Origin of the sequence: Vulcaniibacterium tengchongense (assembly GCF_003814555.1) — a bacterium.
Classification (GTDB): Bacteria; Pseudomonadota; Gammaproteobacteria; order Xanthomonadales; family Xanthomonadaceae; genus Vulcaniibacterium; species Vulcaniibacterium tengchongense.
On the sequence record NZ_RKQN01000003.1, the window covers coordinates 227,401 to 242,002 of the forward strand.

11 protein-coding genes and 1 tRNA gene are annotated in these 14,602 nt (G+C 72.2%); 5 read left to right on the plus strand and 7 right to left on the minus strand.

Annotated features, from left to right (window positions below; genetic code table 11):
* Positions 1-343: 343 nt before the first annotated feature.
* From EDC50_RS11460 to rnr, 5 genes are all read right to left on the minus strand, one after another.
* The gene (locus EDC50_RS11460; RefSeq protein WP_123770619.1) at positions 344-1,219 is read right to left on the minus strand and encodes a LysR family transcriptional regulator; all 876 of its coding nucleotides are present in this window, start codon (positions 1,217-1,219) and stop codon (positions 344-346) included.
* 92 nt (positions 1,220-1,311) lie between these two features.
* Entirely contained in the window at positions 1,312-3,759 is a 2,448-nt protein-coding gene (locus EDC50_RS11465) for a sodium:solute symporter family protein (protein ID WP_242003072.1), read from the minus strand.
* Complete coding sequence (locus tag EDC50_RS11470) at positions 3,756-4,616, minus strand: HpcH/HpaI aldolase/citrate lyase family protein (protein WP_123770620.1); 861 nt, start codon at positions 4,614-4,616, stop codon at positions 3,756-3,758. The genes EDC50_RS11465 and EDC50_RS11470 overlap by 4 nt, the downstream gene beginning before the upstream one ends.
* Before the next feature lie 180 nt (positions 4,617-4,796).
* Positions 4,797-5,555, minus strand: coding sequence for a 23S rRNA (guanosine(2251)-2'-O)-methyltransferase RlmB (rlmB, locus tag EDC50_RS11475; protein WP_123770621.1), 759 nt, complete (start codon positions 5,553-5,555; stop codon positions 4,797-4,799).
* 146 nt (positions 5,556-5,701) lie between these two features.
* Positions 5,702-8,128: a ribonuclease R gene (rnr, locus tag EDC50_RS11480; protein WP_123770622.1), complete on the minus strand. Its 2,427-nt coding sequence runs from the start codon at positions 8,126-8,128 to the stop codon at positions 5,702-5,704.
* A 110-nt stretch (positions 8,129-8,238) separates the two neighbouring features.
* Between rnr and EDC50_RS11485 the strand changes: the two genes are divergently transcribed.
* Complete coding sequence (locus EDC50_RS11485) at positions 8,239-8,727, plus strand: hypothetical protein (RefSeq protein ID WP_123770623.1); 489 nt, start codon at positions 8,239-8,241, stop codon at positions 8,725-8,727.
* 90 nt (positions 8,728-8,817) lie between these two features.
* Here the strand turns inward: EDC50_RS11485 and EDC50_RS11490 are convergent.
* Positions 8,818-8,902: transfer RNA gene (locus tag EDC50_RS11490), tRNA-Leu, on the minus strand.
* Between the two features lie 207 nt (positions 8,903-9,109).
* On the opposite strand from EDC50_RS11490, the gene rnk reads away from it, so the two are divergent.
* From rnk to EDC50_RS11510, 4 genes are all read left to right on the plus strand, one after another.
* Positions 9,110-9,514 carry a nucleoside diphosphate kinase regulator gene (gene rnk / locus EDC50_RS11495; protein ID WP_123770624.1) on the plus strand — a complete coding sequence of 135 codons (405 nt, stop codon included), beginning with the start codon at positions 9,110-9,112 and terminating at the stop codon, positions 9,512-9,514.
* 198 nt (positions 9,515-9,712) lie between these two features.
* Positions 9,713-11,956 (plus strand): DNA topoisomerase IV subunit A, encoded by a 2,244-nt coding sequence (gene parC, locus EDC50_RS11500; RefSeq protein ID WP_123770625.1) that lies wholly within the window; start codon positions 9,713-9,715, stop codon positions 11,954-11,956.
* 23 nt (positions 11,957-11,979) lie between these two features.
* The gene (locus EDC50_RS11505) at positions 11,980-12,645 is read left to right on the plus strand and encodes a thiopurine S-methyltransferase (protein ID WP_123770626.1); all 666 of its coding nucleotides are present in this window, start codon (positions 11,980-11,982) and stop codon (positions 12,643-12,645) included.
* Between the two features lie 179 nt (positions 12,646-12,824).
* Positions 12,825-13,874, plus strand: a complete 1,050-nt coding sequence (locus tag EDC50_RS11510) for a serine hydrolase domain-containing protein (protein ID WP_123770627.1) — start codon at positions 12,825-12,827, stop codon at positions 13,872-13,874.
* A gap of 74 nt (positions 13,875-13,948) precedes the next feature.
* Here EDC50_RS11510 and EDC50_RS11515 read toward each other — a convergent pair whose 3' ends face one another.
* Entirely contained in the window at positions 13,949-14,554 is a 606-nt protein-coding gene (locus EDC50_RS11515; protein ID WP_425477921.1) for a M15 family metallopeptidase, read from the minus strand.
* Positions 14,555-14,602: the final 48 nt, after the last annotated feature.

The following is a 14,602-nucleotide window of genomic DNA, read 5'->3' on the forward strand; positions in this document are numbered from 1 at the left end:
CCGACGGAAATAGAACCGTCCGCGCCTATGTTCAAAGACTAGTTTTTGTTGCTTGAGGCGAAAGATTTTGTGCGTCGCAACATCCCACCTACCTTCAAGGCCGCGGTCCGGAATCCGTCAGACCCGCGCGGGGCGAACGGGCGCCTGCGACATCGCGTTCGAGCGCGATCACCTGCAGGGCGCGCATCGGGCGGCTTGCGAACCGGGCGAACCGCCAGGAGCGACCTCGCGTGTCTCCGATGCGCACGCTGCATTGCGCGCCGGGAAAAGCGCCTCCCGCCCGCATGGTCCGGCACACGCTCTGCGGCTCCGCGGCGATCGGCGCTGCGCCGGCTCCCATCCCTTACATCGCCGCGGCGGCGGCCTTGCTTTCCTGCAGGAACGCGGTGACCAGGCGGATGCGCACCGTCGAGCGCGACCAGACGATGCCGATGCGGCGCGGCTCGCTCGGCTGCGGCAGCGGGATGCGCGCCAGGCGCAGGCCTTCCGGCCAGGGCCGGGCCCAGTCCGGCACCAGCGACACGCCCAGGCCGCGGTCGACCATCACCGCGATCGCGTTGAGCGCATTCAGCTCGAAGCGCTCGCGCGGCACGATGCCGACCCGGCGCAGGTATTCGTCGGCTTGGCGGCCGCCCCATTGGTGGCGGTCGTAGCGGATCAACGGCTCGGTCGCGAGCAACTCGTGCGGGTCGCGCCCGGCCATGCGTTCGGGCGCCAGCACCACCAGCGGCTCCTCGCGCAGCAGCTGCCAATGGCAGGTCTTCGGCAGCGGAAACGGCGCCTGCAGCACCACCGCCGCATCCAGCGCCCCGCTCTCGACCGAGCGGTACAGGTCGGCCGAATAGCCCGGCTGGATGAACACGTTGATCTGCGGGAACTTCTCCACCATCCGCGCGAGCACGTCCGGCAGCAGCCCGGCCAGCCCGGTCGGGCACGCGCCCAGGCGCAGCTCGCCGGACATCGAGTCGTCGTTGGCGACGCTGCGCATGTCGGCGACGTCGCGCAGCAGGTCGCGCGCGCGTTGCAGGATACGGTGCCCGGCCTCGGTCACGCCGACCGTGCGCCCGGCGCGGACGATCAGCGACGCCCCCAACTCGCGCTCGAGCGTGCGGATCTGCTGCGCCACCGCGGCCGGGGTGATGTTGAGCTGGCGCGCCGCCGCGGCCATCGAGCCCCGGTCGACCACGGTGACGAAGGTATTGAGGAACTGGGTATCCATCGCGACTCCTGGCGGACGCCGCGCAGGCTACACCAGCGGCGCCGGCGGCGGACCGTGCCGAAGGTCGCCTGCGCCGGCCCGCGTCCGCGTGCTCACTCCCGGTCCCGGTAGATCGTCAGGCCCTTCAGCGAGCGCGTCGGCGCCGGGAACAGCAGGCTGGCCAGGTAGCCGATCACGATGCAGGCCATGATCGAGATGCCCAGGTAGAAATACGGATGCACCAGGTCCTGCGACCACAGCGCCAGCGTCAGGACGATGCTGCCGAAGATGCCGATCGCCACCCCGGGCGTGTTGGCGCGGCGGGTGAACATGCCGAGCGTGTAGGCGCCGGCGAAACCGCCGCCGAGCAGCCCGGCCAGCTCGATCGACACGTCGAACAGCGAATGGATGTCGTAGCGCGACAGCAGCAGGGCGATGCCGATGCCGGTCAGGCCCACCAGCACGCCGACGATCTCGGCGAACAGCACGCTCTTCTTCGGCGTCGGGTGCTTGGCCAGCTTCTCGTAGAAATCCACCGACGCCAGGGTCGAGACGCTGTTGATGATGCTCGACAGGGTCGACATCGCCGCGGCGAAGATGCCGGCGATGATCAGGCCGGTCACCCCCATCGGCAGCTCGGCGGCGATGAACAGCGGGAAGGTGGCGTCGATCGGCAGCAGCGGGTTCATCCGCTCCGGGTTGTCCTTGTAGTAGACGTACAGCGCGGTGCCGATCATGTAGAAGAAGAAGCCGCCCGGGATCATGATCGCGGCGAAGGTCCACACCGAGCGCCCCGCCTCCTTGTCCGAGCGCGTCGACAGCACGCGCTGCATCAGCACCTGGTCCTTGGGGAAGGTCAGGATCACGTCGAACAGCACCAGGAACAGGAAGCCCCAGACGGTGGCCTTGGTCAGGTCGAAGCTGAAGTCGAACAGCTTCATCTTGTCCTCGGCCATCGCCACGGCGAGGAACTCCGGCACGCCGCCGTGGATGTTCCAGACGATGAAGCCGATCGCGAAGATCGCGCCGCCGAACATCACGAACACCTGCACGAAGTCGGTCCAGATCACCGCCTTCATGCCGCCCAGCGTGGTGTACAGGATGGTGAACACCCCCATGATCAGGATGCTCCAGACCACGTCCAGGCCGGTGATGGTGGCGATGGCCAGCGCGGGCAGGAACAGGATCACGCTCATCCGCGCGCCGATCTGCATGGCGATGCACAGCGCGCTGGCGAGCATGCGGATCAGCGGGTGGAAGCGCGTCTCCAGGTAGGAGAACACCGACATCAGGTCGAGCCGGCGCAGCAGCGGTACGATCCACACCGCGACGAACATCAGCCCGAGTACCGCGATCAGGTTGTTGGTCAGGTACTGCCAGTTGCTCTCGAAGGACTTGGCCGGGATGGCGATGAAGCTGATCGAGCTGGTGTTGGTCGCGTACAGGCTGACGCCGGCGGCCCAGAACGGGATGGAGCGGCCGCCGACGAAGAAGTCCGAGGTCGAGCCGCGCTTCTCGCGCAGGTAGAACCAGGCGCCGATGCCGCTCATCGCGACCAGGTACAGCGCGATCACGGTCCAGTCGAGCCACTTCAGCAGGTACTTGCCGCCTTCCGGCGCCGCCGCGGCGAACACGCTGCGGCCGCCGGCGTCCGGAACGGCCCAGAGCAGGCCGTCGCCCCAGCCGGCCGCCAGCCGCGCCGGTGCCGCCTCGGCGACCGGCGGCGTTGCCCACGCGTCGGTGATGGTGTGATAGCTGGCCAGGCGCGCGGCCCCCGGCGCGGCCTCCGGCGGCGCGACGAGGAACAACAGATGCGCCTGGCCCAACGCGCGCACCGAGCCCTCGAGCACGCGTCCCGGCACCGGCGTGCGCGGCTGCCAGAGTCCCTCGGCGTCGCGGCGCCACAGGCGATCGCCGCCGGGCGCGGCCACGCTCACGAACAGCGCCTGGTTCTGCGCGGCCAGCGCGGTGGGCGCGCCGCCGCCCGGCCACGGCGGCAGCGGCGTCCACCGCGTTGCCGCCGCCTGCAGCGGCAGGGCGAGCAGGCGCGCGGCGCCGCCGGCGTCCACGCCCGCCACGTAGAGGCGCTCGGCCAGCGCGCCCACGCGCGCCGAGGCGAGCGGCTGCGGCCAACCGGGCAACGCCTGGCGGCGCAGCTGCCCGCCTTCGATCCGGAGCCGTTCGACGCCGCGCGCCCCGGCGGCGTCGCCGCGCAGCAGCCAGGTCGCGCCGCCGGCGCGCGTCAGCCCGAGGATCCTGCCGCTCGCCGCGTCGTCCGGCAGGCGGCGCCACTCGCGCGCGCCGGGCTCGAGCAGCCACAGCGTGCGTTCGCTCGCCGCGAGCAGGCGGCCGTCGATTTCGGCCAGGCCGACCAGCGGCGCGTCGTGGTTCAGCGGCGGGAACGCGCCGGCGGGCTTCCACGTCACCAGGTTGTCGGCGTGCGCCGCGGCCGCGCAGCACAGCAGCGCGAGCCACAGCAACAGCCGCGCCAGCCACGCATGCGCCGCCGGGCCGCGGGCGGCGCGCGACGGGTCCGCGATCATTCCGAAGCCGGCGCTCATGCCGGCCCCGTGCCGGCGGCGGCGAGCAAGGCGCGGGCGCGCTTGAGGAACGGCGCATCGACCATGCGCCCGTCCACCGCGAACGCGCCGCGGCCTTCGGCTTCGGCCGCCCGCGCGGCCTCGACCACGCGCCGCGCCGCTTCGATCTCGTCCGGATCCGGCCGGAACGCCTCGTTGGCCAACGCCACCTGGCGCGGATGGATGCAGCTCTTGCCGGCGAAACCCAGCCGCCGCGCCATCCGCGCTTCCTCCAGGAATCCCTCGTCGTCGCGGAAGTCCGGATACGCGCCGTCGTAGGCGAACACCCCGGCCTCGGCCGCGGCCATGCGCAGGGCGAACAGCGCCGCATGCACGTTGGCGCGCTCGTGGCGGGCGATGCCATAGGGCTCGAACAGATCGCCCAGGCCGAGCTGCAGCCCGGCCACGCGCGGGTGCGCGCGCGCGATCCGCGCCGCGCGGCGCAGCGCCCGCGGCGTCTCGATGTTCACCAGCACCTGGATCGGCCGGTCGATACCGTTGGCCGCCTCGGCGCGCTCGAGCTGCGCCACCGCCGTGCGCAACGCATCCTCGGATTCGATCTTCGGCAGGTTGACCAGGTCCACGCCCGGGATCGCCAGCGCCGCCAGGTCCGCGGCGAAGTGCGCGCTGTCCGGGGCGTTGGTGCGGACGATGACCAGCTTGGCCGCCGCCTGCGCCGCGCGCTCGCGCAGGAAGCCGGCGACCTGCGCGCGGGCCTGGTCCTTGCCGGACTCGGGCACCGAGTCCTCCAGGTCGAAGGACAGCGCGTCGGCCTCGCCGGCCAGCGCCTTCGGGAACAACTCGGGCCGCGCGCCCGGCACGAACAGCTTGCTACGCATGGACTGTGCTCTTCATCCGGCACAGTGTCGGCGAAGCGGACGCCGGGAAAATTCGCTCCCCGCCATATTCAGACGATAGTTTTTCTTTGTCCTGCAGCCGCGACGACGGGCGCGTGCGCCACAGTCCGCGGGCGTGGAGCCGCGCCGCTTCGCCGTGGGCGCGGCGCGAGGCAGGGCCCCTCAACCGGCGCCGCGCTGCCGCACCGCCTCGAACAGGGTCACGCCCGCGGCCACCGAGACGTTCAGGCTCTCCACGCCGCTGCCGCCGGCGCCGGGCATGGGGATGCGCACCAGCTTGTCGCAGTTCTCGCGGGTGAGCCGGCGCAGGCCGTCGCTCTCGCCGCCCAGCACCACCGCGACGTTGCCGCGCAGGTCGAGCGAATAGAACGAATCCTCGGCCTCGCCCGCCAGGCCGTACAGCCAAACGCCCAGCTTCTGCAGCTCGCGCAACGCCCGCGCCAGGTTGGTCACCGCGATCACCGGCACGCTGTCGGCCGCGCCGGCCGAGGTCTTGCGCACCGTGGCGTTGACCTGCACCGCCTTGTCCTTGGGGATCACCACGGCGGTGGCCCCGGCCGCGGCCGCGCTGCGCAGGCAGGCGCCGAGGTTGTGCGGGTCCTGCACGCCGTCCAGCACCAGCAGCAGCGCACGGCCGGCGGCGGCCTCGACCCGTTCCGCCAGTTCGTGCTCGCCCCAGGTCCGGGCCGCGGCGTAGCGCGCGACCACGCCCTGGTGGCGCAGCCCGCCGGCGACGCCGTCCAGCGCCTGCGCGGCGACGCGGCGCACGTCGATGTCGCGGCGGCGCGCGCTTGCCTCGATCTCGGCCAGGCGCGGGTTCTTCGAACCGGCCTCGATCAGCACTTCGCGCACGTGTTCGGCGTCGTGCTCCACCGCCGCCGCCACCGCGTTGATGCCGGCGATCCATTGTTTGCTGCTCATCGCGTCTCTCTATCGGTGCATGCCCTCTCCCGCCCGGGGAGGGGAAAACGGCGCGCGGCGCCGAGGATGGGGACGTTCGCTGGCGACCTCCGGGCCGGCCCCTGCTCGGCGACCTGCCCCGCGCCCGCGAGCGCGAGGAAGAAGGGTCAGTACTTCTGCTTCTTCCGCCGCGCCGGCTGCCCCCTCGGCGGCGCCTTGCCCGGCTTGCCGGTGCCGCTCTCGGCGAGGCGGAAGTCGATCTTGCGGTCTTCGACGCTGGCCTTCATCACCACGATGCGGACCCGGTCGCCGAGGCGGAACTCGCGGCCGCCGCGTTCGCCCGACAGCGTCTTGCGGATCGGGTCGAAATGGTAATAGTCGTGCGGCAGCTGGGTCACGTGGATCAGGCCGTTGACCTTGGACTCGTCCAGCTCGACGAACAGGCCGAAGCTGGTCACGCCGCTGATCGTGCCCTCGAACTCGCCGCCGACGTGCTGCTCCATCCAGGCGGCGCGGTAGCGCTCGTCGACCTCGCGCTCGGCTTCGTCGGCGCGACGCTCGCGCTCGGAGCACTGCAGGGTCAGCGCGGCCATCTGCCCGGGGGTGTAGAGATAGTTGGTCGGCCGCCCGCGGCGCAGCGCGTGCTTGATCGCGCGGTGCACCAGCAGGTCCGGGTAGCGCCGGATCGGCGAGGTGAAGTGGGTGTAGGCCTCCAGCGCCAGCCCGAAGTGGCCGGCGTTGTCCGGCGAATACACCGCCAGCGACTGGCTGCGCAGCAGCACCGATTCGATCAGCGCCGCATCGGCGCGCTCGCGCACCTTCTTCAGCAGCTGGGTGAAGTCGCGCGGCTCGACCTTGGCCCATGCCGGCATGCGCAGCTTGAACTCCTTGAGGAACTCGAGCAGGTCGGCGTACTTCTGCTCCGGCGGCCGCTCGTGGATGCGGAACGGCGCCGGGATGCCGCGCGCGAGCAGGAACTTCGCCGCCTCCACGTTGGCCGCGATCATGCATTCCTCGATGAGCTTGTGCGCGTCGTTGCGCTGGAGCATCCCGGCCTGCACCACCTCGCCCTGCGGGCCGAGCACGAAGCGCACCTCGCCGGACTCGAACTCGATCGCGCCGCGCCGCGCGCGCGCCCGGGCCAGCACCTGGTAGAGCTGGTGCAGCCGCTCCACCTGCGGCAGCAGCGAGCCGATCCGCGCCCGCGCGTCCAGCCGCGCCTCCTCCGGCACGCCCTCGCCGATCGCGTTCCAGACCTGGGTGTAGGTCAGGCGCGCGTGCGAGTTCATCACCGCTTCGTAGAACTTGGAGCGCGTGACTTCGCCGTCGCGGTCGACCTGCATGTCGCAGACGAAGCACATGCGGTCGACCTTGGGGTTCAGCGAGCAGATGCCGTTGGACAGCGTCTCCGGCAGCATCGGCACGACGAAGCCGGGGAAGTAGACCGAAGTCGCGCGCTTCTGCGCCTCCTCGTCCAGCGCCGAGCCGGGCTGCACGTAGTGCGAGACGTCGGCGATCGCCACCACCAGGCGGAAGCCGTTGCGGTTGGGCTCGCAGTAGACCGCGTCGTCGAAGTCCTTGGCGTCCTCGCCGTCGATGGTGACCAGCGGCAGCGCGCGCAGGTCGACGCGCCCGGCGGCCTCGGCCGGGTCGACCGTCAGCGGCACCGCCGCGGCCGCGTCCAGCGCCGCCTGCGGGAACTCGTGCGGCAGGTCGTGGCCGTGGATCGCCGCCTGCACCGCCAGCGAGGCGGTCAGGCGGTCGCCGAGCACCGCCAGCACGCGCCCGATCGGCGGGCGCTGCAGGTCCGGCGCAAGGGTCAGCTCGCACACCACCAGCTGGCCGTTGCGCGCCTCCAGGCGCGCGTCGGGCGGGATCTGCACGTTGCGCAGGATGCGGCGGTCGTCCGGCACCACGTAGCTGATGCCGGCCTCCAGCACGAAGCGGCCGATCAGCCGGGTCAGGCCGCGTTCGAGCACCCGCACGATGGCCGCCTCGCGGCGGCCGCGGCGGTCGACGCCGGAAACCCGCGCCAGCACGCGGTCGCCGTGCAGCACCTTGCGCATCTCGAACGGCGGCAGGAACAGGTCGCCGCCGCCGCCGGACTCGGGCTGGAGGAAGCCGAACCCGTCCGGGTTGGCGACCACCACGCCGGGGATCAGGTCGATCTGCTCGGCCGGCAGGAACTCGCCGACGCGGTTGCGCAGCAGTTGGCCGTCGCGAACCATCGCCGCCAGGCGCTTGCCCAAGGCCTCGAAGCGACCCGGCTCGGCCAGGTCCAGGCGCTCGGCCAATGCCTCCATCGGCAGCGGCCCCTCGGCGGCCTCCAGGGTCTGCAGGATCAGCTCGCGGCTGGCGATCGGCTCGGCATAGCGCGATGCCTCGCGTTCGGCGTACGGGTCGCGGAACGCGGCGGGCGCGCCGCCGCGATCGCCGCCGCCCCCGGCCCGGGCGGCGCGCGGTGGCGGCTCCGGCAACCAGCCCGGTCGTTTCGGGCCGCGCTTGCCGCGCGCCGGCGCGGTGGGCGGCTGGCGCGTGGACGAGGCGGACTTCTTCTTGCCGGACTGGCCGCGGCTGGACGATTTTCTGCTCATTCAGCCATGGTCGCACATCGCGCCATCAACGCGGCGTGGCGCCGGGCCAGCCGCGGTTCAAGCGCGCGCTGCTAGCTTCGGCTGCACGCCCGCGACCCTTCCGAGGTCCCATGAACCGCTCCGCCGTCCTGCTGGCCCTTTTCCTCGCCCCGGCCGCGGCGGCATGGGGCGCGGAAACCGAGCGCCTGGATCTCAGCCTGCCCGACCGCCCGATCGGCTTCGGCGGCGGGGAGGGAAGGTCGTCGTACGCGAACGATCCGCCCGGCACCTACTACGGCGACACCAGCGGGCGGCCGGCGTCGGAGCCGGCGCTGGCGCTGGCGCAGGAGGAATGCTCGCCGCAACCGCAGCTGTCCGGCAGCGTCGGCGCCGGCATCGGCTACTCCGAGCGCTTCGGCAGCAGCCATTGGACCGCCACGCGCCTGCACCTGCACCGTTGCCGCTACGGCGAGGACGGCGGCCGCAATACCTTCGACCTCAGCATCGGCGTGTCGCAGGGCGACGGCCCGGGCGGGTACGGCGGCCCCTACCACATGCCGGGGCCGCTGCCGCCGGTGCGCGCCTGGCCCGCTCCGCCGATGGCCCCGCCGCGCCGCTGAGCCCGCGGATCGGGCAACAAAAACCCCGCTTTCGGCGGGGTTTCGTTTCTTTCGCTGTCCGGCGCGCCTGCGCGCTTGGGAACTTGTCGGTGGTGCCCAGGAGAGGACTCGAACCTCCACGGTTTTACCCGCTAGTACCTGAAACTAGTGCGTCTACCAATTCCGCCACCTGGGCAATCCGCAGCGGCTTGCGCCGTGCGAGGCCGCGTATGTTGAGGCCGAGCGGACACGTTGTCAACGCCCGGCGGCGGAAAAATTCGCCCGCCCCCGCCCGCCGGCCGGCGCGGTTGCCGCTGCGCGCGTTCGCGGCTATGGTCACGCCATGACGACGATCTTGGCGGGCGGCGCGCGCAGCGGCGCCCGCATTGCTTTGGAGATTCCAATGACTGCTTCCGAACCGCCCCTGCTGCTCTCGCGCCTGGACTGCGAACGCATCGAGAGCCTGCTCGAATCGCCCGCCGCCGCGGGCCTGGACACCGGCGCCCTGGAGCGGGAGCTGGCGCGGGCGACCGTGGTCGAGCCGCAGGACATGCCGGCCGACGTGATCACGATGAACTCGACCGCGCGCTGCCGCGACGAGACCACCGGCGCGGAGCGCGAGCTGACCCTGGTCTACCCGCGGGATGCCGACGGCAGCCCGGACAAGGTGTCGATCCTCGCGCCGGTGGGCAGCGCCCTGCTCGGCCTGCGCGTGGGCGACGCGATCGACTGGCCGACGCCGGGCGGCACGGTGCGCCTGCGCGTGCTGTCGGTGCTGCGCCAGGCGGAGGCCTCCGGCGAGGCGTAGCGCTGAGCGCCGCGGCGCCCGCGCCGCGCCGCGGGCGCCCGCTCGAGGCCGCCGCCGCAACGGGCGGGGTCCCGGCCGCGCCCCCGCACGCCGTGCCGGCTGCTCCCCTCGCCGCCGCGCCTTCGACGCGCCGCCCCCCGGCCGCGCCGCAGGGCCCCTGCGGCTAGAATCCCCGCACGCTTTTTTCTCCCCCATCGCATGAACGACACCGTCCGTCCGGTCTTCCACGGCTTCGAACAGATCCCGCTGCGCGAATACGCCGAGCGCGCCTATCTCGACTATTCGATGTACGTGGTGCTGGACCGCGCGTTGCCGTTCCTCGGCGACGGCCTCAAGCCGGTGCAGCGGCGCATCGTCTACGCCATGAGCGAGCTGGGGCTGAACGCGACGGCCAAGCCGAAGAAGTCCGCGCGCACCGTCGGCGACGTGATCGGCAAGTACCACCCGCACGGCGACAGCGCCTGCTACGAGGCGCTGGTGCTGATGGCGCAGCCGTTCTCGTACCGCTACCCGCTGATCGAGGGCCAGGGCAACTTCGGCTCGCCGGACGATCCCAAGTCGTTCGCGGCGATGCGCTACACCGAGGCCAAGCTGACGCCGATCGCCGAGGTGCTGCTGGGCGAGCTCGGCCAGGGCACGGTGGACTGGACGCCGAACTTCGACGGCACCCTGGAGGAGCCGACCTGGCTGCCGGCGCGGCTGCCGCACCTGCTGCTCAACGGCACCACCGGCATCGCCGTGGGCATGGCCACGGACATCCCGCCGCACAACCTCAACGAGGTGGTCAGCGCCTGCGTGCGCCTGCTCGACGACCCGGACGCGACCACCCGCGACCTGTGCGAGCACGTGCTCGGCCCGGACTACCCGACCGAGGCGGAGATCATCACCCCGCCGGCCGAGCTGCGCGCCATGTACGAGAGCGGCAGCGGCAGCGTCCGCGCCCGCGCCACCTGGCAGAAGGAGAACGGCAACTTCGTCGTCACCGCCCTGCCCTACCAGGTCTCCCCGTCCAAGGTGATCGAACAGATCGCCGCGCAGATGCGCGCCAAGAAGCTGCCGTGGCTGGAGGACATCCGCGACGAGTCCGACCACGCCAACCCGGTGCGGGTGGTGCTGGTGCCGCGCTCCAACCGCGTGGACGCCGAGCAGCTGATGGGCCACCTGTTCGCCACCACCGACCTGGAGAAGAGCTACCGGGTCAACCTCAACGTCATCGGCCTGGACGGCAAGCCGGCGGTCAAGAACCTGCGCACCCTGCTGGAGGAGTGGCTGACCTTCCGCACCGACACCGTGGTGCGCCGGCTCAAGCATCGCCAGGAGAAGGTCGAGCGCCGCCTGCACCTGCTGGAAGGCCTGCTGGTCGCCTTCCTCAACCTCGACGAGGTGATCCGCATCATCCGCACCGAGGACGAGCCCAGGCCGGTGCTGATGGCCCGCTTCGGGCTGACCGAGGAACAGGCCGACTACATCCTCGAGACCAGGCTGCGCCAGCTGGCCCGGCTGGAGGAGATGAAGATCCGCGGCGAGCAGGCCGACCTGCAGGCCGAGCGCGAGCGCATCGAGGCCACGCTGGGCAGCAAGGCCAAGCTGAAGAAGCTGGTCAAGGAGGAGCTGCTGGCCGACGCCAAGAAGTTCGGCGACGCGCGCATGTCGCCGCTGGTGGCGCGCAGCGCCGCGCAGGCGCTGTCGGAAACCGAACTGGTCGCCAGCGAGCCGATGACCGTGGTGCTCAGCGAGAAGGGCTGGGTGCGCGCGGCCAAGGGCCACGACGTCGACGCCGCATCGCTCAGCTACCGCGAGGGCGATGCGTTGCTCGCCGCGGTGCGCAGCCGCAGCACGCTGCAGGTGGCGTTCCTCGACTCGACCGGGCGCGCGTACTCGACCCTGGTGCATTCGCTGCCCTCGGCGCGCGGCAACGGCGAACCGCTGACCGGGCGCTTCTCGCCGCCGCCGGGCGCGTCGTTCCAGGCGCTGGCCAGCGGCGAGGACGATGCCCGCTTCGTCCTCGCCAGCAGCCACGGCTACGGCTTCGTCACCCGCTTCGGGAACCTCACCGGCCGCAACAAGGCCGGCAAGTCGATGCTGTCGCTGACGCCGGGCGCGAAGGTGCTGCAGCCGGCGGCGGTGACCGATCCCGGCCAGGACCGCGTGGTCGCGGCGACCAGCGCCGGCCACCTGCTCGCGTTCCCGGCGGGCGAACTGCCCGAGCTGGACAAGGGCAAGGGCAACAAGCTGATCGACATCCCCAAGGCCAAGCTCGGCACCGAGCGCGTGGTCGCCGTGGCGGCGGTGCCGCCGGGCGGCAACCTGATCGTCAAGTCCGGGGCGCGCAGCATGACCCTGTCGTGGAAGGACCTGGACGCCTACCTCGGCGCGCGCGCCACCCGCGGCGGCCTGCTGCCGCGCGGCTGGCAGAAGGTCGACGGGCTGGCGGTCGAGTAACGCCGCCGCAGGCGCCCCAGCCGATGAACCCCGACTTCTGGCACCAGCGCTGGCGCGAAGGCCGCATCGGCTTCCACCAGGACCGGCCGACGCCGCTGCTGCTCAAGCATTGGCCGGCGCTCGGCGTCGCGCCGGGCAGCCGGGTCTTCGTGCCCCTGGCCGGCAAGAGCCTGGACATGGCCTGGTTCGCCGCGCAGGGGCTGCGCGTGCTCGGCGTGGAACTGTCCCGGCTGGCGGTGGAGCAATTCTTCGCCGAGCGCGGGCTGCAGCCGGAAACCCGGGAGTCGCGCTACGGCACGCACTATCGCGCCGGCGCGATCGAGCTGATCCACGGCGACGCGTTCGGGCTGGACGAAGCCGCGCTCGCCGAGTGCGCGGCGGTGTTCGACCGCGCCGCGCTGATCGCGCTGCCACCGCCGCTGCGCCAGCGCTACGCGCACGAGCTCTACCGCCGCCTGCCGCCCCGCTGCCAGGGCCTGCTGATCACGCTCGAATACCCGCAGCACGAGAAGGACGGCCCGCCTTTCAGCGTGCCCGAGGGCGAGGTGCGCGCGCGCTACGCCGGGGACTGGGACGTGGAGACGCTGGAGCGGCGCGACATCCTCGCCCAGCAACCGGGTTTCCGGGACGAAGGCGTGACCGCGCTCGAGACCGTGGTGTACCGCCTGCGCCGCAGGGCCGCGCCCTAGGACGGCCTCGACGATGGCTGCCGCCGCCCCCCGCGAACGCGGGAATCCCGTGCCTTTGACCCTCTCCTGATTCGAAGTCGCCCCCGCATCCGCGTGGACACGGGCGCGTCCATCAGGAGATTGGTTCGATCCCGCACATTGCCGATGGAAGGGAGCGCCGCGCGGGTTACCATCGGCGCATGCGCGCCGCCCTTCTCCTCGGACTGTTCCTGTCGCTGTGCGGCTGCGCCACGGACGGGGGACACGTGAGCGATTCCATCGATGCGCTGATGCGCGACTACACGGGCGAAGTCCCGGGCGCGGCGGTACTGGTGCTGCGCGACGGCCGGGCGCTGGTGCGCCGCGGCTACGGCCTGGCCGAGCTCGAGGCCGGCACGCCGGTGACGCCGCAGACCCATTTCCGCCTGGCCTCGGTCAGCAAGCAGTTCACCGCCGCGGCGGTGCTGCTGCTGGTCGCCGAGGGCAAGCTCGGGCTGGACCAACCGGCGCGGCGCTGGTTGCCTGCGCTGCCGCCGGCGGCCGACGCGATCACCCTGCGCCACCTGCTCACCCACACCTCCGGCCTGCTCGACTACGAAGACCTGATGGACCCGGCCGACGCGCGCCAGGTGCGCGACGCCGACGTGCTGCGCCTGCTCCAGGCCGAGGACCGCACCTATTTCCCGCCCGGCAGCGCCTACCGCTACAGCAACAGCGGCTACGCGCTGCTGGCGCTGATCGTCGAGCGCGCCTCGGGCCGGCGCTACGCCGACTTCCTGCGCGAGCGCATCTTCGTCCCGCTCGGCATGAACGCGGTCGCCTACGAAGCCGGCATCTCGGACGTGCCGCACCGCGCCTACGGCTACAGCGAGCGCGGCGGCCGCTGGGTGCGCACCGACCAGAGCCCGACCAGCGCGGCGCTCGGCGACGGCGGCATCTACGCCTCGATCGACGACCTGGCGCGCTGGGATGCGGCGCTCTACGACGAACGCCTGCTGCCGCGCGCGCTGCTCGAACAGGCCTTCGCCCCGGCCACGCCGACCGACGACCCCGAGGTCGCCTACGGCTTCGGCTGGCGCATCACCGGCGAGACGGTCTGGCACTCGGGCGAGACCATCGGCTTCCGCAACGTGCTGGTGCGCTATCCGCAGCGCCGGCTCACCGTGGCCGTGCTGACCAACCGCGACGACCCGGAACCGTACGCGCTGGCGAAGCGGATCGCCGCGCTCGCGATCGGCGCGCGCGAGTAGCCTCGGGCCCGCGCCCGCGCCGTCCGCGCCAATCCGGCGCTTTTGCCGCGGGGTCGCGGCTCGGATCGAAACCGTCAACGCAGCGGGAAGTCGTAGGCCGTCCCCGGCGACGGCTCCGGCCTGAGCGTGTAGTGCCACCACTCCATCGGGTAGTTCGCGAAGCCTTCCCGCTCCATCGCCGCGCGCAACCGCTGCCGGTGCGCGCGCTGCCCGGCGGCGATGGCGGGCGAGTCGGTGTTGGCCCTCGGGTCGAAGAAGTCGAAGCCGGTGCCCATGTCCAGTTCGGCGCATCCGCTGCCGTCGGCCGCGCAGCGCAACAGCGTGAGATCGACGGTCGCGCCGCGGCTGTGGCCGGAGGTCGGCGAGATGTAGGCGCCCAGCAGCTGCGATTTGTCCAGGTTCGGGTAGTACTCGGCCTGGGTGCGCCGGTCGAGCGGGTCGCCGGCCCAGCGCACGAAATGCCGTACCGCGCGCGCCGGGCGATAGCAGTCGAAGAGGCGCAGGCGCAGGCCTTCGCGGCGCAGCGCCGCCTCCACGCGCTGCAGGGCCTGCGCGGCCGGGCGCAGCAGATAGCAGCGCGGCGCCTCGTAGCCGTCGACCGGCGCGCCGACGAAGTTGCGGTGCCCGGCATAGCGGATGTCGAGGTCGATGTCCGGCACCAGGCTGCGGATATCGACCATGCCGGCGGCCTGCGGATCGGCCGCGGGCGAGATCGCGGGCGCTTCGCC

What these genes read in the sequence shown, in the direction of transcription:
- rnk (WP_123770624.1), top strand. Translation starts at nt 9,110, where the DNA reads ATGACTGCTTCCGAACCGCCCCTGCTGCTCTCGCGCCTGGACTGCGAA.
- EDC50_RS11470 (WP_123770620.1), bottom strand. Translation starts at nt 4,616, where the DNA reads ATGCGTAGCAAGCTGTTCGTGCCGGGCGCGCGGCCCGAGTTGTTCCCG.
- EDC50_RS11510 (WP_123770627.1), top strand. Translation starts at nt 12,825, where the DNA reads ATGCGCGCCGCCCTTCTCCTCGGACTGTTCCTGTCGCTGTGCGGCTGC.
- rnr (WP_123770622.1), bottom strand. Translation starts at nt 8,128, where the DNA reads ATGAGCAGAAAATCGTCCAGCCGCGGCCAGTCCGGCAAGAAGAAGTCC.
- rlmB (WP_123770621.1), bottom strand. Translation starts at nt 5,555, where the DNA reads ATGAGCAGCAAACAATGGATCGCCGGCATCAACGCGGTGGCGGCGGCG.
- EDC50_RS11515 (WP_425477921.1), bottom strand. Translation starts at nt 14,554, where the DNA reads ATGGTCGATATCCGCAGCCTGGTGCCGGACATCGACCTCGACATCCGC.
- EDC50_RS11460 (WP_123770619.1), bottom strand. Translation starts at nt 1,219, where the DNA reads ATGGATACCCAGTTCCTCAATACCTTCGTCACCGTGGTCGACCGGGGC.
- EDC50_RS11485 (WP_123770623.1), top strand. Translation starts at nt 8,239, where the DNA reads ATGAACCGCTCCGCCGTCCTGCTGGCCCTTTTCCTCGCCCCGGCCGCG.
- parC (WP_123770625.1), top strand. Translation starts at nt 9,713, where the DNA reads ATGAACGACACCGTCCGTCCGGTCTTCCACGGCTTCGAACAGATCCCG.
- EDC50_RS11465 (WP_242003072.1), bottom strand. Translation starts at nt 3,759, where the DNA reads ATGAGCGCCGGCTTCGGAATGATCGCGGACCCGTCGCGCGCCGCCCGC.
- EDC50_RS11505 (WP_123770626.1), top strand. Translation starts at nt 11,980, where the DNA reads ATGAACCCCGACTTCTGGCACCAGCGCTGGCGCGAAGGCCGCATCGGC.